Origin of the sequence: Pedobacter alpinus, from assembly GCF_042684645.1 — a bacterium.
Lineage (GTDB): Bacteria > Bacteroidota > Bacteroidia > Sphingobacteriales > Sphingobacteriaceae > Pseudopedobacter > Pseudopedobacter alpinus.
Window position 1 is genome coordinate 52702 of sequence record NZ_JBHULV010000008.1, and the last position, 20581, is coordinate 73282.

The following is a 20581-nucleotide window of genomic DNA, read 5'->3' on the forward strand; positions in this document are numbered from 1 at the left end:
GAAACACCACATTAACAAAAAAGAGGCTATGGCTAATCTTGAATTTGTTTATATCTTTAGGCAGGTTATTTATGGTTTTGGAGCTTATAAAATCCAATTCCTAATCATTAATTTAGCTTTTAGTCTTTTAAAAATAACACCATGAAATTACTATTTTCTATACTATTGTTATCTTTTACCATCACAAGTAACGCACAATTAAAACTGAATAAACTTTGGGAAACTAAAGATTTGGCAACGCCCGAATCTGTTTTGCCAATTGGCAATTTACTTTATGTTTCTTTAATAGATGGCGATGGCGCAAAAGCTGATGGAAAAGGAGGTATTGCCATTTTAAGCGAGGATGGAACTATAATTAGTAAAGATTGGGTTACATGTTTAAATGCACCAAAAGGTATGGGTGTTTATAAAGGAAAACTATACGTAGCCGATATTAATGAAGTAGTTAAAATTGATATTAAATCTGCTAGGGTAGAAGCTAAAATCCAAATTGGTGGGTCTGTATTTTTAAATGATATAGCAATTAACAAGCAAGGCGAAGTATTTGTTTCTGATACCAGATTAGCCAAAGTACACCAAATAAAAAACGATATTCCTAATCTTTATTTAGATAGTATTAAAAGTGCAAATGGACTTAAATTTATTAACAATGAGCTCCATATTTTAAGCGGACCAGCCTTAATAAAAGTGGATAAAAACAAACAAATACAAACTATTGCAAAAGGTTTAGCTGCCGGAGGCGATGGTTTAGAGCCTTATGCCAATGGAGATTTTTTAGCTACTTGTTGGGTGGGTTTAATTTATCATATTAAAAAAGACGGTACTTTTACTTTGCTAATGGATACCAGAGCAGATAAAATTAACACTGCTGATATTGGTTTTAATCCCAAATCAAATATTTTATATGTACCTACATTTAATAAAAATAGTGTGGTAGCTTACAAAGTGCAGTAATTTTATTATTGCATTTTATTATTAAAACAGTTTTGGTTTAATGTTTTTTTTAGTGTTTGCTTAAAATCCTTTAATTATTCTTTTATATAATGAGGCATTGCCATTAATTTGCTATCCAAATGGCTCATTAATAGATTTGCTAGGTTGCGAAAACCATTGTGGTCCATCCGCTGTCATATAAACACAATCTTCAAACCTAATACCAAACTCGCCAATAATAGAAATTGTTGGTTCTATGCTAAAACACATACCGGGTTCAAGCAGTTTTTTATTTCCTTTAACCATATTTCTCCACTCGTGTCCGTCCATACCAATACCATGGCCAGTGCGGTGTGGCAAACCAGGCAATTTATAACCTGGCCCAAAGCCTGCATCAATTAATACTTTTCTTGCAGCAAAATCTACAGCTTCACAAGTTGCCCCAACTTTAGCGGCTTCAAAACCTGCTAATTGCGCCTTTTTTTCCAAATTCCATATTTCTTCTTGGCGTTTGCTTGGGCTATTTCCAAAAACAACAGTACGGCTTATGTCAGAATTATAACTTTCAACTGTGCAACCGCAATCCATTAAAACAATATCTCCAGTTTTCAAAGTTGGCGCTTGCTTGCTACCATGTGGGTAGGCAGACGATTGACCAAATAAGCATAAAGCAAAATCTGCATTGCCACCTAAATCATTTTGAGCTTTCATAATTATGGCTGCAAGTTGGCTTTGTTTCATCCCTTCCTGTAGTTTGCTCACACCAATTTTTATAGCAGCCAATGTAATGTCATTAGCTTTCTGCATCAGTTTAATTTCTGCTTCAGATTTTATAATTCTACAAGCAACAGAAATTGGGTCGCCACTTACATAATTTAAGTGGGGGGCTTCTTTTTTAATGCCATCCATTATAAAAAAGCGCACTTTTTTTTCTAAGCCAATATCTCCAGCTTTAATACCCAATTCTTTAAAAATATGAGCAACTAAACGGAAAGGATTTTCATCCTCTTCCCAAACACGTACATCATTACCTATAATAATTCTTTCCTTTAACCTATCCAGTTCAAAAGCCGGACAAATGTATTTTACAGTTCCCTTGGCAGGAATAATTGCTAACATTGCCCTTTCACTTTGGCCCCATTTTACACCTGTAAAGTAATTGAGTGATGTGCCACTATCTAATATTAAAGCACCAATTTTATTTTCTATGAGTAAGCGTTGCGCTTTTGCAATTCTATTTTCTCTTTCTTTAACAGTAATTGGTTCAGCATCACTAATTGTTAATTTTAGTTTTTCTATTTCTTGAGAATATGTTTTTTCTTTATGGTTGTTTAGCTGAGTAAATCCTAAAGTAAGCCCAGCAGTTGCAGCTAAAGCAGATAGACCTAAAAATTCTTTTCTTTTCATTTATCAGTTAATATGGGTGTTTTGTAACAGCTTACATAAGGAATTCTAAACGTTATCCAATAAATATAGGGCAATTAAAGGACGAAATAAAGATATTTAAAGCTGTTAATCTTTCTACTACAAAACTTTTACAGTTTTAAATGGTTTGACTTAAAGCTTGTTTAAATTTCATTTAAGCAAAATTTGTTCTTTTTGTAAAGATTTTTTGATTTTTTTATCATTAGAGTATTAATCTTATAATAGCAATCTCCCTCTTTTATTAATAGAAACAGGTTTTATTTTATGTTTTATGTAAATTCGCAGTTCAAATAAATTTCAGGAATAAAATCAATCAAATAATTGATTGATTTCACCATCATAAAATGTCGAAACTACCTAAGCAGTTTAAATTTGTTGATTTATCAGATTATGGAAGGCGTCCTGGTCGTTGGATAGCAACTTCATTGGTAAATACTGGTATAACTCCAATTGGAATTACTACTTTATTTATTATCTCTGGTATTTTTGCAATTGCAGCTATTTTGTTTAAATATTTTGCATTAGCAGCATTTCTATTAATTCTTAAATCAACTTTAGATGCAGCAGACGGGGAACTTTCAAGATTAAAAAACACACCGTCATACACTGGGCGTTATTACGATTCTATTGCAGATATTATTTTGAATTTGCTGTTTCTATTAACTTTTATGTACGTGACTGATGGGTCTTTGCTTTATACTTTTTTAGCTTTTTTTGGGATTCAGTTGCAAGGCACAGTGTATAATTATTATTATGTTATTTTGAGAAATAGTGTAAACGGTGACTCTACAAGCCGCATTTTTGAAATTGAAGCTCCAATTGCATTAAAAGGCGAGAAGCAAAGTACAGTAAATAGGCTGTATAAAATTTATTACTTTTTTTACGGAGTTTTTGATAAAATAATTTACCAGTTAGATAAAAATGCACCAAACAGTAAACCTTTTCCTAAATGGTTTATGACACTGATTTCTATTTATGGATTAGGATTTCAATTACTTTGTATGTCAATTTTATTATTGTTGAATTTGCATTTATATGTTATTCCGTTTTTTATTGGATACTCTGTTTTTATCTTAGTTTTTATTGGGATAAGAAGAATATTTTTGTAGTTTAAATAATCATACCTTTTATAAATTTAGATTTCTAAATAGTCCACTGGTTGTGTATGATGGCTACTAATTTATTCTGATTATTCGATTTTTTGTACACCAATATCAAACTTTGCCAATCCATTCCGTCGTATTTTTTGTTAAAACCAGCGAAATAACTTTCAGTAAAATCACAATCTTTAAATACTTTATTCAAATTAATTAATGAGTTCCCTTTAGAGATAATCTTGTTTTTACTTGTAGTATCGGCTTTTAAAAAATCAGCTGAGTAAACAAATTTTTTAAAATAGTTTTCAGGTGTTAATAAAATTGGATCTCCAGATCCATCGTAAGCTCCCCAATTTATCGTTTTTTGTTGTTGAACTTTGTTGACAAATTGATTTTTAGAGAAATTGATAGATTTTGTGGTATCTATAAAACCGTAAGGTGAAAATGTTAGGCCTAAATTGGGATGAATAAATGTGGCCAAGGTTTCGTAGTCTTTATTTTTTAAACTGGTTAAAATTTTCTTTGTAGTTTCTAAAACCGAATCCTCTACAGTTTCAATAGTTTCAGAAATTGGTTCCAGGGGTATGGTTTTTTCTACAATGGTGTCTTGTTGAATAGCTTCCTTCTTGGTATTATTGGTACAAGCAGACAATACTATTAAGCTTAAAATAATAAATAACGAGATTCTATTTTTCATTTTTCGAGACTTTATATAAATTGGGTTTTTACAAACAACAATCTTGCCTTGTATTCATTAATTTTTGCTACTTAAAGGTTTTTAGATTTTCATTATAAAACCAACACACAAATTAAAGTGAATATTGCCGGTAAAGCTTGCACATAAAATATTTTTTTGCTTGCAGTTACAGCTCCAAAAACACCAGCTACAATTACGCAAGACAAGAAGAAAATTGCGATATTTTTTTGCCAAATAGTATCTGATATTAAGAGTGACCAAATTAGTCCTGATGCTAAAAAACCGTTATACAAACCTTGGTTTGCAGCCAAACCCTTTGTTGGTGTAAATAAATCTGGTGGCAAGCTTTTAAAAGTTTTTTTGCCAATTGTTTCCCAAGCAAACATTTCAAAATACATAAAGTATAAATGTTCAAACGCTATAAAACCTATTAATATTTGAGTAATGATGTTCATAGAATTTATTAAACAATTATGGGTTAAGAAATTAGTTTATTACCTATAAATATGGTGTTGAATCATGTTAATGTTTGATGGTAAGTTAACACTTTAGATTGGGTTTAATTTAAGGAAATTGAAGAATTGATTATAGATAGTCAGAGCTTTAATTCATTTATTAATCCCAAGAGACGTTTTGCTAAACTCTTTGGCAATATAAAGGACACAAACCATAGGATTTTATATTTTGTAACCTTAGAAAAACCCCAAATTCATAAACCGGATAGTAGCGGATACCCGCCTTGTGAATAAGGCCTGAAGCAGTATGAGCGTATAGCCGGACTGTCGGCCACCAAGTTGCAAATACATTGTTTTTCTAAAACACCTATTTTTCTTTAACTTCTTCGTAATCTACAAAGTCGCCGGCGTTATCAAGCCTTGGCTTTTTAACAGGGTTTGTTGGCGGTACATAATCTACAGAAAGAGTACCCTCTGGTTTGCTATTTTTTTGTTGGTATTGCTGATAGCCAGCTTGTTGTTTATTCATTTTTTCTTGCATATTATTAACTACCTTTTTAAATAAAAAAGGTAAAAATATACGAGCTAAAACACGTAGTATATAAATAACAAAGATTGCTATAATTAAAAATCGTATAAATCCCATTGTTTACAAATATAGTTTTTTAACGTAATTTGACTATAATTCTTACGTAATGTTACGCTCCAAATTTTTCTAAAATCATTTTTTCTAATGCAAACATTTCGTCCCGTAGTTTTGCAGCCAGTAAGAAATTAAGTTCTTTTGCAGCTGTTTGCATCTCTTTTTTAGTGTTTTCTAAAGATTTTTTTAGCTCCCCTTTACTCATGTATTGTACAATTGGGTCGGCGGCTAAAGTTACTTCAGCATTGTCTTCAGTATAAATTTTTTGTACGCCTCCTTTAAAATCCATTACAGATGTTTGCTCCATAATAGCTTCACGAGATTTACCAACAGTTTTTGGTACAATGCCGTGTTCTTCATTGTATTTTATTTGTTTTTCTCGTCGACGGTCGGTTTCATCCATGGTTACTCTCATAGATTCTGTAATTTTATCAGCATACATAATTACTCGGCCTCTATCATTACGGGCGGCTCTACCAATAGTTTGTATCAATGAACGTTCTGAGCGTAAAAAACCTTCTTTATCGGCATCTAAAATAGCAACTAAAGAAACTTCTGGTAAATCTAAACCTTCACGCAAAAGGTTAATCCCAATTAAAACATCAAACTCGCCCAAACGCAAACCACGTAAAATTTCTACACGTTCTAAAGTTTTCACTTCCGAGTGTATGTAGCGCACCTTAATATTTAGCCTATCCATGTATTTAGCTAACTCTTCGGCCATACGTTTGGTTAAGGTGGTTACCAAAATACGGTCGCCCATTTTAATGGTTTTGTCAATTTCATCCAGCAAATCATCCACTTGGTTGCCAACTGGGCGTATTTCTATAATTGGGTCTAAAAGGCCTGTTGGGCGAATTACTTGTTCTATAAAAACACCTTCTGTTTTTTCTAGCTCATAATCTCCGGGAGTGGCACTCACATAAATGGTTTGCGGTGCTAAAGTTTCAAACTCGTTAAAGTTTAAAGGGCGGTTATCTAAAGCTGCCGGCAAACGGAAACCATACTCTACCAAAGATAATTTACGAGACCTATCACCACCATACATGGCTCTTATTTGTGGTACAGTAACATGGCTTTCGTCTATTACCATCAAATAATCATCCGGAAAATAATCTAATAAACAGAAAGGTCTTGCGCCGGGTTTACGGTTGTCAAAATACCTTGAATAGTTTTCTATACCAGAACAGTAGCCTAATTCACGCATCATTTCCATATCGTAATTGGTACGTTCCTCTAAACGTTTGGCTTCTAAAAACCGTCCATCTCTTTCCAATTGCGCTTTTCTTTCTACCATGTCTTCGCCAATTTGGTGTAAGACACTGGTAAACCTATCTCGTGGTGTAACAAATAAATTTGCTGGAAATACCGCAACCTGATCCATCTTTTCAATGGTTTTACCTGTTGCTGGGTCAATCACGGTCATTTCTTCAATGTCATCGCCAAAAAAGGAAATACGGTACGCTAAATCTAAATATGCTGGGTAAATATCAACGGTATCACCTTTAACACGGAAAGTTCCGCGTTTAAAATCGTTAATGGTTCGTGAGTATAAAATTTCAACCAAACGGTGTAAAAAAGCATTTCTGCTGATGCGTGTGCCAACACCAAATCTAAAAACAGAATTAGAAAAATCTTCTGGATTTCCCATACCATAAATGCAAGAAATCGAGGAAACAACAATCACATCTCGCCTGCCGCTCATTAAAGATGAAGTGGTGCGCAAACGCAATTTCTCTATTTCTTCATTAATTTGAAGGTCTTTTTCTATGTAAGTATTGGTGGTTGGTAAAAATGCTTCTGGCTGATAATAATCATAATAAGAAACAAAATAGTTGACTGCATTTTCTGGGAAAAACTGTTTAAACTCGCCGTATAATTGTGCGGCTAAAGTTTTATTATGGCTTAAAATTAGAGTTGGCTTTTGAGTTTGCTGTATCACATTGGCTACGGTAAATGTTTTACCAGAGCCGGTTACACCCAATAATGTTTGATAATTTTCTCCCTCTTGCACACCTTGCACTAACTGTTTAATTGCAGCAGGTTGATCGCCAGCTGGCTGATAGTGCGAGTTCATTTTAAAATCCATGTGTCAAATATAAATATTAATTGATTGGGTTAATGCCAAAGGCTTAATGCTTAAAGCAGAAAGCTAAAAAAATGCCATTAATTTTATAAATGTTTATTTAGGAAATTTTGTTTTATTGTTGCAAGCTGGTGGAAGATTTTATTAAGGATTGTACGTTTAGAAGTAATGAAAATTTCACTATTAATCACCTATATAAATTTTTTCTTTATAGCGATGTATATAAACAAAAAAATCTGAGTTTTTGGCTCAGATTTTTTTGTGATTTTTAAAATTAGTCTTCTTTTTCAGGAGTTTTGGGTTCCAGATCTGCTTTGGTTTCTAAAGCATCTGGTGCGTTTGCTCCTTTCAAATAGTTAGGCAACTCCATACCTGCCATGTTAAATAAATCGTTAAGTGGAGGTACACTTTGCATCATCCCAGATATAAAATTAGCGGTTGAAGTTTTGCCATTAGCACTTCCACCACCTTGACCATCCCAAACGGTAATTTTATCAATTTTAATGTTTTTAACCGCCTCTACTTGTGTTTTAACTAACTCTGGTAATTTATCAGCAATTAAAAACATGATTGCTTGTTTTGGGTCTCCACCAGCGGCAGCAACAATTTGTTGGTAACCTTCTGCCTGTTTACTTAAAATTTCAAATAAACCTCTTGCTTCTGCATCCATTTTAGCAAAAGTAGCATCGGCCTGACCTTGCGCTTCTCTTCTAATTTTTTCAGCTTCAGCTTCAGCATCAATAATCATTTTCTCTTTATCAATTTCGGCAGGCACTACAATATTTGCTTTTTGCGATGCTCTTTCTTTGTCAGCTCTAGCTAACTCTGCATTTTTTTCTGCGGTATAAGCTTCTTGCAAGGCTTTTGCTTGTTGTACTTTTTCTGCCGCAATTGCAATTCTGTTTGCTTCTGCTTCTTTTTCTCTTCTTAAAGCTTCAGAATTTGCAATTAAAATTTTCGAACTGTTCTCTCCTTCAACAGCTGTAGCATTATTACTTGCAATTTTAATACGTGTATCTCTTTCCGTTTCGGCAACCTTGATGTTTGTATCTCTTGTTGCTTCGGCTCTACCAATGCTTTCATCTCTTTTTGCCATAGCAATTAAAACCTCACGGTCTTTCACCGCATTTGCAATATTGGTGTCACGGTCTCTTTGCGTTTCGGCAATTCTAATATCTTTATCTCTATCGGCTTCGGCTTTACCAATTTCTCCGTAACGTTCTTGTTCTGCAACAGATTTTTTAGCTTCGTTAATGGCTTTTGCAGCAGCTTCTTTTCCTAAAGCTTCTATATAACCAGATTCGTCGCGTAAATCTGTAACGTTTACGTTTATTAGTTTTAGTCCAATTTTTCTGATTTCATTATCAACGTTATTGGCTACGTTGGTCAAAAACTTATCTCTGTCCGAGTTAATTTCTTCAATATCCATGGTGGCAATTACCAAACGTAACTGACCAAATAATAAATCTTTAACCAATTCTTGAATTTGTGGAATTGGTAAGCCTAACAATCTTTCGGCAGCAATACTCATCACTTCGGGGTCGGTAGAAATACCAATGGTAAAACGGCAAGGTACATCAACCCTAATATTTTGTTTTGATAATGCGTTGGTTAAATTAGCTTCAATAGACATTGGTTTTAAGTCTAAAAAAGCATAATCTTGGAAAACTGGCCAAATAAATGCGGCTCCACCATGTACACAACGGGCGGTAGAAGTACCACCAACTTTATTTTTACCAGTATTACCGTAAATAACCATCACTTTGTCTGATGGGCAGCGTTTGTAACGTGATAGTATTGCAGCAACTGTAACAAATAGAATTACAGCAACAATCACAATTAAAATTAAAGGATTCATAGTTTATAAATTAAGGTTTGATTTTTAAGCTAAAGCAACCAATAGTAAGTTGTTTTTGGTAACTGATAATATTTTGACTTGGCTACCAGTAGGGATTTTATCGCCCAAAGTAATGGCATCAATTTCTCGTAAAGTACCTTGTATTTGGATATGCACCTTGCCTAACCCTGTTTTTTTTGCGGGTATGGTTAAATAAACTTCAGCAGTTTGGTTTAAAGCATTGTTAATATCCATGTTGCCTTGTTGCGATAGCTTTGTCATAGAAATAAAAATATACATCACCGCAGCAACTAAAGCGCAACCAACAATTACGCCCAATAATATCAAAATTCCTTGGTTAGGTATTACGTTTTTGAAGCAAATAACTGTCCACCCAAAACCCAATAAAAAATTGGTAAAATTACGGAAAGTAAACAACTGAAATGGGGCTTGTCCATGCTCACTACTCATATCTCCATCAAAATCTGCATCCAAATCGTTATTGCTATCCATACCTAAAAAAGTAAAAATCATCTGCAAAACAAAAATAACAGTTACAGGAATGGTAATTAACCAAATTGTTTGATCAAAAGTATCAAGGGATGCCCACCAGTTATTCATAGCCAAATATTTAATGCAGTTAAGATAATTAATTTTGAAGATTTTGTATAGAAAATTTTACTTTTAAATAAGATATATTTCTTTTAATAATGTTACAATAAAAATTAATTAAATTTTGATTTATGGGCAAATTGCGAACACGCTGTAACAAAATTTATACTCCGTATTAAACTTTTGATAACCTTAAAAATACATATACGTTAATGTTTCAATGTATTTTTGACGATGCTTTTCACAGTTTATTGTTTCAATTATTGATTAAAATAGTATGATGAGTTTTAAAAGAATTTTGACAGCTGCATTAATGTCAGTTTTGTTGCTGTTTATTAAGGGTAATACATTTGCACAAATTGATACTGTTGAACATAAAATTGCAGGACGCATAAATGCTGTTAAACAGCAAAAAAAGCCTTACGTAATTTTAATATCTGCTGATGGTTTTAGGTGGGATTATTCAAAAAAGTATAATGCAAAAAACCTGCAAAAACTAAGTGAAAACGGCATAACAGCTGCTTCTATGATTCCAAGTTTTCCGTCTGTAACTTTTCCAAATCATTACAGCATCATCACAGGAATGTACCCATCTCACCACGGAATAGTTAATAACTCTTTTTTAGATAGGGTTAAAAATGAAAAATACTCAATGGGTGCAAAAGAGAAAGTGAGAGACGGGAGTTGGTATGGCGGTACTCCGCTTTGGGTACTGGCAGAAGAACAGAAAATGATTGCTGCAAGTATGTTTTGGGTGGGTTCTGAGGCTGCTATAAAAGGTGTTCGTCCGTCTTATTATTACGATTATAATGAAGATATACCTGTTAAACAAAGAATTAGTAAAATTAAAGAATGGTTAATGCTGCCAGAAGAAAAAAGACCACATTTTATTACTTTTTATCTATCAGAACCAGACCATGCTGGGCATAGGTATGGCCCAGAATCTGATAGTACTTATAAGGCTGTGCAAGATGTAGATGCCGCAATTTATGAACTAACAAGGGCTGTGGCTGCAACAAATTTGCCAGTCAATTTTATTTTTTTATCAGACCATGGTATGACCGCAGTTGACCGGGAAAATCCACTTTCTATACCAAGAGCAATTGACACTGCTAAATACATTATAGCTTCTGCCGGAACAATGATGGATATTCATGCTAAAAATAAAGCTGATATTAAGCCTTTATATGAGCAGTTAAAATCTCAAGAAAAAGATTATACCGCTTATCTTAAAACAGAGATGCCTGCACATTTTCATTACAACGCTACAGATGATAGAATGAATAGAATTGGGGACATATTATTAATTCCTACTTGTCCTAAAGTTTTTTCTAACAGAAAACCTGGTACAGGCTATCATGGATTTGATCCTTCTGTTGTTAAAGATATGCATGCCACATTTATGGCTTGGGGTCCAGCCTTTAAAAGTGGTATTCAAATTCCTTCTTTTGAAAACGTAAATGTTTATCCGCTTGTTGCAGATATTCTTGGGCTAACTTATCAAGAAAAAATTGATGGAAAATTAGAAATATTAAAAGCAATATTAAAAGAGAAATAGAAGAAATGCTATTTTAGAAACTTACACCCATAGTTACAGCAATTTTTCTGAATAAATAATTATCAGTAGTTAAACTAGGTATAAACCAACTAAAACGATTTATGTTATCGTTAATTTGAGTAATAACAGCTTTTTGTGTTTTATAACCCACCATAAAATGATAACCAATTTTACCTGTGTTGTTAAATTTTAAACCAACGCTAGGGTTAAACATAAAGCCACCTTTATAGGTTTCGCTACTTCCATTTTCTTTGTTAAAACCAAAACCGTAGCCAGTATTTATCATTAAGTATGGCGTTACTTTCTTTAAAGTGTTCAAGTTATACTTTACTGCAAAAGCTAAAGGAATTATTTTAATAGATTGGTAATTATCAAAACCTACAACTACACCTAATTCTGTTTTATACTTTTTAAAAGCAAAACCACTAAAGTTTTGTACGGTAAACACACCTTTGGTATTTTCGCCTAATAAAACCCCAAAATCACTTTGGTTAACAAACTCTGGTTTTTGCGCTTTTACTTGTACAGTAAACATCAGCAAAAACAAAAGGCAGCTAAGTTTCCTCATTTATTGGTAGTCAGAATCTATATTAATTCGGCTCAATTGTATTAAGTTAGCAGGGTTGCTATAATCAAACTGATAAACGCCATCTTTACCAGTTACAATTAAAGATTTTGGACCAGCAATAACATCAATAGCTTCAAAACCTTTAATAAACGAAAGTTGTTTTTGGCCAATGTTGTAAATGTTGCTGCTATCAAAAGCTTTCAAACCACTTAGCCCTTCACAAATGTATAAATTGCCACCATCTATACTTAAACCATGCGGATTAATCATTGGGAAAGAAGAAATTAACTTTGGTTTTGTAGCATCTTCAATATCAATAACCTCTAATAAATTAACTCCTTGCCTGCAAAAATTACCAGAACGTAAGGTTACGTAAGCATATTTTCCTTGCACCACAACTGGGTCGCAACTGGTTACGTGTTGATATATAGAAAGCTTTTTTGGCGATAATGGATTGCTAGCATCATAAATATGCATTCCCGTTGTTGAACCTATAAAAAGTTTGTCGTTATAAGGGAAAATGGTTTCTATCCCAAAACCAAGATTTATTGTTTTAACAAACGCAGGGTTTTTTTCATCACTTACATTAAAAGTTTTTAAACTATTATTATCTACAGTATAAAGTGAACTATTTTGAAGCGTAAATTTTGCAGTAGAACCACCAGTGCCATAACTTGCTTTTGCATTGCTAGAAAAGGAATTTGTTAAGGTAAACATCTCTCCTCTACCATTATGGTAAATATCGCCACTGTTTTGAGTATAGGTTATTATAGTGTCCTTATATCCTAAAACCATTCCTTTTTCTTTATTTATATATAAGTTTTCAAAAACATCCTCAACACGTTTTACCAATTTTACATCCCTTGGGTTAGTAATATCAAAAGCCAATAAATCTATATAGCTATCGGCGTAAAGCACATTATTATTAATTGCTAAATCTGCCGTTCCTGGTATGTTAATAAAACTAATAAATTGTGGCTTTGCAGGGTTATTATTATCAATAATATGGATGCCTTTATTAGGCTCGCTTACAAAAAGGAAATCATTGTAGATGTAAATTTTGCCTGGTGCAGCTATGGCTCTAGGAGTTTCTTCGGCTACAACCATTTGCCTAATATCTGCTACAGATAAGTAATAAGGTGTTTGGGTATGGTAAGTAAATGTTTTTACCACTTCATCTTTACATGATGACAAAGAAACAATAACAATTGCTATGAAGAATAGGAATTTGAGGTTTTGTATATTTTTTTTCATAAAGTTTGAGGTTGTTTATCTAGCAGTACGAAGCTTTTAACTTAAATGATACAAAGCGTTTTAAGTTTTTTTGATGCTGTTGATTTAGTTAGGATTTTATTTAGAAAATGATTTTTTAAAGATGAGCTAAATGTATAAAAAGGTCAGCTTCCTCGAAAAGAAGAACTCTGCTTTGAGAAAACATATTCACAAATAGCTCTGTGATCTCCGCATACTCTGGGGTTAAAAAAATTCTTAACTTGGTGAAGTTTGTGGTTAAATATTTTCTCCCGCAGATATCACAGATTTACGCAGATACTTAATTTTAGAAAACCACTCAACTTTATACTTCCTGTAATAAAAACTCTGTAAACTTGGTGGTAAATCACACTAACCTCAACTATCACAATTCCTTTACATTTAACTAAACTGTAAAATTTATCCTAAATTCATCCATTAAATAAAACGCATGAAAAAAACCTTACTCTTATTATTCATTTTTACCGCTGCTTTGCAAATAAAAGCGCAAGAAGCTATACAATACACTGTTTCTTTTGAAAATGCAGTACACCACGAAGCTACTATTAGCATGTATGTTACCCAATTAACAACTGAACCGCTAATAGTTAGGGTTAGTCGTTCCTCGCCAGGAAGATATGCCACCCACGAATTTGGTAAAAATATTTACGATGTTAAAGCATACAATGCCGATGGTAAAGAAATAATAATTGAACAAACGGAAGGCGATGTTTACACCGTTCCGCAACATCAAGACAAGGTGAAAATTACTTATACTTTATTTGGAAACTGGGTTGATGGAACTTATACTGGAATTGACAGCCAGCATGCACACTTAAATATGCCGGCTAGTTTTATGTGGATACCTGCTTTACAAAACAGACCAATTACTGTAAAATTTGTAACTCCACAAAACTGGAAAATAGCAACACAGCTAATTCTAAAAGATGGTTTCTACCATGCGCCAAACTTGCAATATTTTATGGATAGCCCAACAGAACTTTCAAATTACGATGTTAAAACATGGGAAGTAGAAAATGCGGATGGATTAAAGCAACAAATTAATATTGTTTTACATGGTAAAACAAGTGATAGTACTTTTAATGATTTTGAAACAAAAGTTAAAAAAGTAGTTAAAGAGGCCCAAGCTGTTTTTGGCGAATTACCCAAATTTGATAACGGCGAGTATCGGTTTTTAATTGATGTATTACCAACCAACGCTGGCGATGGCATGGAGCACCGTAACTCAACTATTATTACCAATAAATCCGAGAGTTTAGACAAATCTGCAAACCGTATTTTAGGTACTGTTTCTCACGAGTTTTTTCATGCTTGGAATGTAGAACGCATACGCCCACAAAGTTTAGAACCTTTTAATTTTGAAAAAGCAAACATGAGCGAAAGTTTATGGTTTGCAGAAGGTTTTACACAATATTATGGAGAGTTATTATTAGCTAGAGCTGGAATAAATAGCGCAGAAAATTTTGCTAAAACGCAAGGTCGCTTTTTAAATTCAGTTTTAAATGCGCCAGGTGCAAATAAATATTCTCCAATATTTATGAGTAAAAGAGCTGTTTTTGTTGATGCTGGTGTGTCTATTGATAAAAATAATCATGGTAATATTTTTAGTTCCTATTACATTTATGGCAACATTACCGCTTTAGCGCTTGATTTAACTTTAAGAACTCAGTTTAATTTAAACTTAGATGATTATATGAAAGCCGTTTGGCAAGCGTACGGGAAACCGGAAAAACCGTATCAGCTATCAGATTTACAAAATGTATTAGCCAGTTATACCCAAAGTCCTGATTTTGCTAAACTATTTTTTGAGCAATATATTTATGGTACCGAAAAAGCAAATTACAAAACGCTATTGGCAAAATTTGGCTATGTATTAAAACTTACAAATGCCGGTAAGGCGTGGATAGGAAACGAGTTTTTGAAAGAAGATAATGGTAAAATTATTATCTCCTCCGCAGCCATAAAAGGCAGTCCAATTTATGAGGCAGGTTTAGAAGAGGGCGATAAAATATTGAAATTTGAAGATGGAGAAATTGCAGGTTTAGCAGTTATGCCCGAATTTTTAAAGGCTCCAATTGGTTACACAGTTAAAGTAACATTTGAAAGAAATAACGAAATTATGGAAACTAAACTAACGTTATTGAGTGACCCAAATTTAGAGGTAATAAGTTTTGAAGAAGCAGGTTTAACTGTAACACCAGAAATTGAAACTTTAAGACAAAATTGGTTAGGTAGTAAAAGTAAAAATTAACAAAAATGAAAAACAAATGGATATTAGGAGCATGCGTAGCTTTATTATTTAGCCAAGCATGCACAGCACAAAAAAAATCAGTTCCAAACATCTCTGAAACTGAAGTTGCAAGAATTATCAAAACGCTTTCTGCAGATGATAAGTTGGGAAGAAGTGCTTTAAAGCCGGCTGAAATTGGTCTATCTGCAGATTTTATATCGGATGAGTTTAAAAAAGCTGGTTTGCAAAAGTTTAAACCTTTAAATAGTTACCGCCAAAGTTTTACCGTAAGCAGTATTAAACCATTAGGTGGAAAATTAATAGTTAACGGTACTGAAATAGTTAACGATAATTTTATTGTATCATCTGCAAGTGAAAATATCGAGCAAACAACTTTATCAAACATTATTAAAATTAATAAAGGCGATGATTTTTTTGCAAAATACAGTGAAATAAGTGCTTCAGAAAACGATGCATTGGTGCAAATTGACGAAAGTTTTAAGTCTTCTTTCAATCGGTTAAAAGCATTTTTAAACCGCGGAAATATGGCAATTGATGGTGCAAAAACACCAACCATAATTTACTTACTAAGTAATAATGATGTGCAAAGCATGAGCTTAAATTTTAAGAATAAAATCTCCAGCATTCCTATGTTTAACGTTTTAGGTGTTTTGCCAGGAAAATCTAAGCCAAATGAATATGTGGTGTTTAGTGGTCATTATGATCATTTGGGTATTATTAAAGCAGTAAATCAAGATTCTATTGCCAACGGTGCAGATGATGATGCTAGTGGTACAACAGCTGTTATTGAGTTGGCCAAATATTTTGCAACAAAAAAAGATAATGAACGTACTTTAATATTTGTTGCATTTACAGCAGAAGAAATTGGCGGTTATGGCTCTCAATATTTTTCTAAGCAATTAAATCCTGATGAAGTGGTGGCTATGTTCAACATAGAAATGATTGGGAAAGAATCTAAATTTGGTAAAAACAACGCTTTTATTACAGGTTATGAAAAATCCAACTTCGGAGAAATTCTACAGAAAAATTTAGAAGGCACAACTTTCAAATTTTATCCAGACCCATATCCAAAGCAAAATCTTTTTTACCGATCAGATAATGCAACATTAGCTCGTTTAGGTGTTCCGGCTCATACCATTTCTTCTGATCAAATTGATACTGATAAATTATATCATTCTGTTGACGATGAGTTTGAAAGCATGGATATTACTAACATTACCGAAATTATAAAAGCCATTGCAATTAGTTCTGGTTCTATTGTAAGCGGGAAAGACACACCAAATAGAGTGAGTGGGGTGAAGTAGATTTTAGGTATATTATTTTAAATAAAAATAAGGCTATTACCATTACAGAAAGGAGCTCGTCATGTTATCCGCCGGCTGGTGGAGAAACATCTCGCAAATAAGTATAAAATTGTATGAGCATACTTTGCTTGTGAGACATTTCGTTCCTCAATGTGACGTGAAGGATAGAAAAAATCATTAGAATGATAAATTTTAACCTAAAAAGACAGAATAAGTCGCCATATTATAAAATTTCAAAGCAAAATAAAATGAATAATAAATCAACACTTAAATTTCTATTTTCTGCAGTTTTACTGCTTGTTTTCTCAAACACTTTTGCCCAATGGGGAAGAGAGACTTATTGGTCTTTAGATGGCAATAAAATTATGGAGGTGGAAGACGGCAACATTGTACAACGTGATGCAAAAGACGCCAGTAAAACAACCGTATTGATATCAAAAACCGACTTAAATAACTTAAATGTGGTACGCTTTGCTTTTGCAGATGGTAACCAAAAAGTTTTATTAAGCACCAATACTAAAAAAGTTTGGCGTTATGATACCCGTGGAGATTTTTGGGTTTACGATTTAAAAGATAAAAGCTTAAAACAAATAGGTAAAGATAAACCCGTTGCTTCATTAATGTTCGCCAAGTTTTCTCCGGATGCCAATAAAGTGGCTTATGTAAGTGGGCATAATATTTATGTGGAAGATTTAAACAATGGGCAAACCAAAGCTTTAACTACAGATGGAACTTTGCGCTTAATTAACGGCACATTTGATTGGGTTTACGAAGAAGAATTTAATTGCCGAGACGGTTTTAGATGGTCGCCAGATAGTAAATCAATTGCTTATTGGCAAATAGATGCCCGTAAAATTAAAAACTATTTAATGATTAATAATACCGATTCTTTATATCCATTTACCGTACCAGTAGAATATCCTGTTGTTGGCGAAGACCCAAGTGCTTGTAAAATTGGAGTAGTAGACCTCAATACTGCAAATACAAAATGGATGAATGTACCAGGAAGTGCAGTACAAAACTATATTCCACGTATGGAATGGGCTAACAATTCAACTCATTTAATTATCCAACAACTAAACCGTAGGCAAAATGTAAGTAATATTATGTTGTTAAATGTGGTAAATAATACTTCAAAAACAGTTTATACAGAAACAGATAAAGCTTGGGTAGATGCAAAAGAAGAAGCAAGCGGTTGGACATGGATTGATAAAGGAAATAAATTTGTTTGGCTGTCTGAAAAAGACGGATGGCGCCACATTTACACCATAGATTTGAATGGTAAACAAACGCTTATTACAAAAGATAATTTTGACGCCATTGAACTAAATTTGGTTGATGAGAAAAATGGGTTTGTTTATTTTATGGCATCGCCAGATAATGCCACACAAAAATATTTATATAAAGTAAGTTTAAAAGGCGGTAAAGCCAGTCGCATTACACCTGCAGAACAAAGCGGAACACATGGTTACGACATATCTCCTAACGGGCAACTAGCTTTCCATAATTACTCTAGCAGTACGGTTTACCCTGTAAGTGATGTAGTGGCTTTACCAACGCACAAAAGAATAAGCGGTGGCGAGGTAAGTGAAAGAGCAAAGTCTATGAAATTACCTAAAGTAGAGTTCTTTAAGGTAAAAACCCAAGACGGTATTGAAATAGACGGTTGGATGGTGAAGCCCAATAATTTTGACCCTACAAAAAAATATCCTGTAGTATTTTATGTATATGGCGAGCCAGCTAGCCAAACTGTAGTTGACAGATTTGGAACTGGTTCTAATAGATTATATGTTGGCAATATGGCAAATGATGGTTATATATACATGTCTGTTGAAGGTAGGGGAGCACCAGCGCCAAAAGGCAGAGAGTGGCGCAAATCAATTTACCACAACATTGGAAATATCAATATTAAAGACCAAGCAATGGCAGCTAAAGAAATCTTAAAATGGGATTTTGTAGATGCAGATAGAGTAGCAGTTTGGGGATGGAGCGGTGGCGGTTCATCAACATTAAACCTAATGATGCAATATCCAGAAATTTATAAAACAGGAGTATCTGTTGCCGCAGTTGACAATCAGTTAAACTATGATAACATTTACCAAGAACGTTATATGGGTTTATTGCCAGAAGACAAACATTATTTTGTAGATAACTCTCCGTTAGCACATGCAAAAAATTTACAAGGAAATTTATTATTGGTACATGGTACTGGCGATGATAATGTGCACTATAACAATGCCGAACAAATGATTAACGAATTAATAAAACATGGGAAAGTTTTCCAAATGATGAGTTACCCTAACCGTTCGCATAGTATTAGTGAAGGCGCTGGTACAAGTAAACATTTGGCTTTAACCTATACCAAGTTTTTAAAAGAAAACTGTCCACCGGGGGCAAAATAAAACTAAAAACAAAAGGAGCGACTTTCTAATCGCTCCTTTTTTATGTTCTTATAAGTTCAATTCAATATTAAGTTTCAAAAATTAGCTATATAATGCTCAAAACATTAATGTTAGTTTTATGATTTAGTTGGCTTTTTATCCAATTTTGGTTCGCTTTCTAAATCAGTAAACTGCTCATCTTCGTCACCATTCTTTTCTTTGTAAGACCCTTCAATATCACCTCCTTCGTCTAAATTTTCATTTCTACGGTCGCACTCTTCTTTAGCTCTATTTAATTGCTCTTCTGTACGCTTATCTTCCGTTTCTTGCATCGGACCAGATTCCCATTTTTTATTTTCAGTTTCCATGGCTATAAAATTTAATGAATAATCAACCATAGGTCAAAAGCCTTGCCAATTGTAAAAATACCTTATAAAAGTAATATCAGATACCGCCTTCCGCCTTTAATTTACTTAAGCGTAATTTGTCTTTTAATACTCTCTTCTAAAGAAATAAACGTTTCTGTACGTTGTATGCCAGGTACAGCTTGCACCTCATCATTTAAAACATGGCGTAAATGCGTGGTATCTCTACATATAATTTTAGCAAACATAGACCAACCACCAGTAGTATAATGCAATTCTACAATTTCTTTAACCTGTTTCAATTTTTCAACAGCTTCGTGGTATATAGATCCTTTCTCTAAGTAAATACCCAAAAAAGCAGTAATATCATATCCTACTTTTTGTGCATCAACAATTAAATTAGAACCCTTAATAATACCCATATCCTGCATCTTTTTCATCCTCACATGTATGGTTCCGCCAGAAACTATCAATTCTTTAGCAATTTCTGTATATGCTGTGGTAGCATCATTCATTAAAATCGATAATATGTCAATATCTAAATTATCAATTTCTAAATTAGGTCGCGTTTTATCAATCATGTTTTTACCAATTATTAATATTAAACAAGTATAAATAAAAAATTTATAAAAATTAAAATAATTTGTTGAAATATTTGCAACGTATTGTGATTACGCTTACATTTGTTCTATACAATAAGACAAACGGGCAAGCCGAATGTTAAAATTGAAAAAACAAATATACTGTAGGGTGGTGAAATTGGCAGACACACCTCCTTGTCTCGGTGGCGAAGGTTTGGGAAATAGCAGCAATGTGAAATAACCACTTCGTGTAGGTTCGACTCCTACCCCTACAGCCCTTTCGTTTAATTTAGGTTTATAATTGGTTAGTTTAAGCTCCATTCTCCCCGTTTGGAGCTTAACTGTTTTATAGCCTTTCGGTTACGACTTCTAGCAAAGCAATCAAATAAAATATTAAGTACTCAAAATAGCATCAAATTAGGGTGTTTTAGAGTTAAAAATCAGAAAAACCATACAAATTGATGGAATTTTTGAGTTTTTTAAACCTGAAAAAGGTACTTAGTGTATTTTATTATT

At 33.3% G+C, this 20581-nt stretch carries 17 protein-coding genes and 1 tRNA gene; 7 read left to right on the forward strand and 11 right to left on the reverse strand.

What is annotated here, in order from left to right; all coding sequences use genetic code 11:
- Positions 1 to 141 precede the first annotated feature (141 nt).
- Entirely contained in the window at positions 142 to 954 is an 813-nt protein-coding gene (locus tag ACFSSE_RS01340) for an ATP-binding protein (RefSeq protein ID WP_379040944.1), read from the forward strand.
- A 111-nt stretch (positions 955 to 1065) separates the two neighbouring features.
- Here ACFSSE_RS01340 and ACFSSE_RS01345 read toward each other — a convergent pair whose 3' ends face one another.
- Positions 1066 to 2340, reverse strand: a complete 1275-nt coding sequence (locus ACFSSE_RS01345; protein WP_379040943.1) for a M24 family metallopeptidase — start codon at positions 2338 to 2340, stop codon at positions 1066 to 1068.
- A 362-nt stretch (positions 2341 to 2702) separates the two neighbouring features.
- On the opposite strand from ACFSSE_RS01345, the gene ACFSSE_RS01350 reads away from it, so the two are divergent.
- Entirely contained in the window at positions 2703 to 3467 is a 765-nt protein-coding gene (locus ACFSSE_RS01350; protein WP_379040942.1) for a CDP-alcohol phosphatidyltransferase family protein, read from the forward strand.
- 34 nt (positions 3468 to 3501) lie between these two features.
- On the opposite strand, the gene ACFSSE_RS01355 is transcribed toward ACFSSE_RS01350, so the two are convergent.
- The 6 genes from ACFSSE_RS01355 to ACFSSE_RS01380 all read right to left on the reverse strand — a co-directional run bounded on the left by ACFSSE_RS01355 (position 3502) and on the right by ACFSSE_RS01380 (position 9794).
- Positions 3502 to 4152: a hypothetical protein gene (locus tag ACFSSE_RS01355; RefSeq protein WP_379040941.1), complete on the reverse strand. Its 651-nt coding sequence runs from the start codon at positions 4150 to 4152 to the stop codon at positions 3502 to 3504.
- 92 nt (positions 4153 to 4244) lie between these two features.
- A complete protein-coding gene (locus ACFSSE_RS01360; RefSeq protein ID WP_379040939.1) occupies positions 4245 to 4607 on the reverse strand; it encodes a DUF1304 domain-containing protein in 363 nt (120 codons plus the stop codon).
- 367 nt (positions 4608 to 4974) lie between these two features.
- Positions 4975 to 5253 (reverse strand): DUF4834 family protein, encoded by a 279-nt coding sequence (locus tag ACFSSE_RS01365; protein WP_379040938.1) that lies wholly within the window; start codon positions 5251 to 5253, stop codon positions 4975 to 4977.
- Positions 5254 to 5305: 52 nt separating this feature from the next.
- Entirely contained in the window at positions 5306 to 7339 is a 2034-nt protein-coding gene (gene uvrB / locus ACFSSE_RS01370; protein WP_379040937.1) for an excinuclease ABC subunit UvrB, read from the reverse strand.
- 271 nt (positions 7340 to 7610) lie between these two features.
- Entirely contained in the window at positions 7611 to 9194 is a 1584-nt protein-coding gene (locus ACFSSE_RS01375; protein ID WP_379040936.1) for a flotillin family protein, read from the reverse strand.
- Positions 9195 to 9218: 24 nt separating this feature from the next.
- On the reverse strand, positions 9219 to 9794 hold the full coding sequence (locus ACFSSE_RS01380; RefSeq protein ID WP_379040935.1) for a hypothetical protein: 576 nt from the start codon (positions 9792 to 9794) through the stop codon (positions 9219 to 9221).
- A gap of 268 nt (positions 9795 to 10062) precedes the next feature.
- On the opposite strand from ACFSSE_RS01380, the gene ACFSSE_RS01385 reads away from it, so the two are divergent.
- Positions 10063 to 11343 carry an alkaline phosphatase family protein gene (locus ACFSSE_RS01385; RefSeq protein ID WP_379040934.1) on the forward strand — a complete coding sequence of 427 codons (1281 nt, stop codon included), beginning with the start codon at positions 10063 to 10065 and terminating at the stop codon, positions 11341 to 11343.
- A 13-nt stretch (positions 11344 to 11356) separates the two neighbouring features.
- Here the strand turns inward: ACFSSE_RS01385 and ACFSSE_RS01390 are convergent, their stop codons facing one another.
- Both ACFSSE_RS01390 and ACFSSE_RS01395 read right to left on the reverse strand, forming a co-directional pair.
- Positions 11357 to 11911, reverse strand: a complete 555-nt coding sequence (locus tag ACFSSE_RS01390; RefSeq protein ID WP_379100660.1) for a hypothetical protein — start codon at positions 11909 to 11911, stop codon at positions 11357 to 11359.
- On the reverse strand, positions 11912 to 13165 hold the full coding sequence (locus ACFSSE_RS01395) for an LVIVD repeat-containing protein (protein ID WP_379040931.1): 1254 nt from the start codon (positions 13163 to 13165) through the stop codon (positions 11912 to 11914). It abuts the gene before it with no gap.
- A 448-nt stretch (positions 13166 to 13613) separates the two neighbouring features.
- On the opposite strand from ACFSSE_RS01395, the gene ACFSSE_RS01400 reads away from it, so the two are divergent.
- From ACFSSE_RS01400 to ACFSSE_RS01410, 3 genes are all read left to right on the forward strand, one after another.
- Positions 13614 to 15434 (forward strand): M61 family metallopeptidase, encoded by a 1821-nt coding sequence (locus tag ACFSSE_RS01400; RefSeq protein ID WP_379040929.1) that lies wholly within the window; start codon positions 13614 to 13616, stop codon positions 15432 to 15434.
- A 5-nt stretch (positions 15435 to 15439) separates the two neighbouring features.
- Positions 15440 to 16738, forward strand: coding sequence for a M20/M25/M40 family metallo-hydrolase (locus tag ACFSSE_RS01405; RefSeq protein WP_379040927.1), 1299 nt, complete (start codon positions 15440 to 15442; stop codon positions 16736 to 16738).
- A 248-nt stretch (positions 16739 to 16986) separates the two neighbouring features.
- A complete protein-coding gene (locus ACFSSE_RS01410) occupies positions 16987 to 19140 on the forward strand; it encodes a S9 family peptidase (protein ID WP_379040926.1) in 2154 nt (717 codons plus the stop codon).
- Positions 19141 to 19256: 116 nt separating this feature from the next.
- On the opposite strand, the gene ACFSSE_RS01415 is transcribed toward ACFSSE_RS01410, so the two are convergent.
- Together ACFSSE_RS01415 and ACFSSE_RS01420 are read right to left on the reverse strand one after the other, a co-directional pair.
- Entirely contained in the window at positions 19257 to 19487 is a 231-nt protein-coding gene (locus ACFSSE_RS01415; protein ID WP_379040925.1) for a hypothetical protein, read from the reverse strand.
- Positions 19488 to 19588: 101 nt separating this feature from the next.
- Positions 19589 to 20065, reverse strand: coding sequence for an Lrp/AsnC ligand binding domain-containing protein (locus tag ACFSSE_RS01420; RefSeq protein ID WP_379040924.1), 477 nt, complete (start codon positions 20063 to 20065; stop codon positions 19589 to 19591).
- Positions 20066 to 20228: 163 nt separating this feature from the next.
- Between ACFSSE_RS01420 and ACFSSE_RS01425 the strand changes: the two genes are divergently transcribed.
- A tRNA-Asp gene (locus tag ACFSSE_RS01425) sits at positions 20229 to 20340 on the forward strand.
- Positions 20341 to 20581: the final 241 nt, after the last annotated feature.

What these genes read in the sequence shown, in the direction of transcription:
- ACFSSE_RS01365 (WP_379040938.1), bottom strand. Translation starts at nt 5,253, where the DNA reads ATGGGATTTATACGATTTTTAATTATAGCAATCTTTGTTATTTATATA.
- ACFSSE_RS01355 (WP_379040941.1), bottom strand. Translation starts at nt 4,152, where the DNA reads ATGAAAAATAGAATCTCGTTATTTATTATTTTAAGCTTAATAGTATTG.
- ACFSSE_RS01360 (WP_379040939.1), bottom strand. Translation starts at nt 4,607, where the DNA reads ATGAACATCATTACTCAAATATTAATAGGTTTTATAGCGTTTGAACAT.
- ACFSSE_RS01415 (WP_379040925.1), bottom strand. Translation starts at nt 19,487, where the DNA reads ATGGAAACTGAAAATAAAAAATGGGAATCTGGTCCGATGCAAGAAACG.
- ACFSSE_RS01350 (WP_379040942.1), top strand. Translation starts at nt 2,703, where the DNA reads ATGTCGAAACTACCTAAGCAGTTTAAATTTGTTGATTTATCAGATTAT.
- ACFSSE_RS01420 (WP_379040924.1), bottom strand. Translation starts at nt 20,065, where the DNA reads ATGATTGATAAAACGCGACCTAATTTAGAAATTGATAATTTAGATATT.
- ACFSSE_RS01385 (WP_379040934.1), top strand. Translation starts at nt 10,063, where the DNA reads ATGATGAGTTTTAAAAGAATTTTGACAGCTGCATTAATGTCAGTTTTG.
- ACFSSE_RS01375 (WP_379040936.1), bottom strand. Translation starts at nt 9,194, where the DNA reads ATGAATCCTTTAATTTTAATTGTGATTGTTGCTGTAATTCTATTTGTT.
- uvrB (WP_379040937.1), bottom strand. Translation starts at nt 7,339, where the DNA reads ATGGATTTTAAAATGAACTCGCACTATCAGCCAGCTGGCGATCAACCT.
- ACFSSE_RS01410 (WP_379040926.1), top strand. Translation starts at nt 16,987, where the DNA reads ATGAATAATAAATCAACACTTAAATTTCTATTTTCTGCAGTTTTACTG.
- ACFSSE_RS01380 (WP_379040935.1), bottom strand. Translation starts at nt 9,794, where the DNA reads ATGAATAACTGGTGGGCATCCCTTGATACTTTTGATCAAACAATTTGG.
- ACFSSE_RS01340 (WP_379040944.1), top strand. Translation starts at nt 142, where the DNA reads ATGAAATTACTATTTTCTATACTATTGTTATCTTTTACCATCACAAGT.
- ACFSSE_RS01405 (WP_379040927.1), top strand. Translation starts at nt 15,440, where the DNA reads ATGAAAAACAAATGGATATTAGGAGCATGCGTAGCTTTATTATTTAGC.
- ACFSSE_RS01400 (WP_379040929.1), top strand. Translation starts at nt 13,614, where the DNA reads ATGAAAAAAACCTTACTCTTATTATTCATTTTTACCGCTGCTTTGCAA.
- ACFSSE_RS01390 (WP_379100660.1), bottom strand. Translation starts at nt 11,911, where the DNA reads ATGAGGAAACTTAGCTGCCTTTTGTTTTTGCTGATGTTTACTGTACAA.
- ACFSSE_RS01345 (WP_379040943.1), bottom strand. Translation starts at nt 2,340, where the DNA reads ATGAAAAGAAAAGAATTTTTAGGTCTATCTGCTTTAGCTGCAACTGCT.
- ACFSSE_RS01395 (WP_379040931.1), bottom strand. Translation starts at nt 13,165, where the DNA reads ATGAAAAAAAATATACAAAACCTCAAATTCCTATTCTTCATAGCAATT.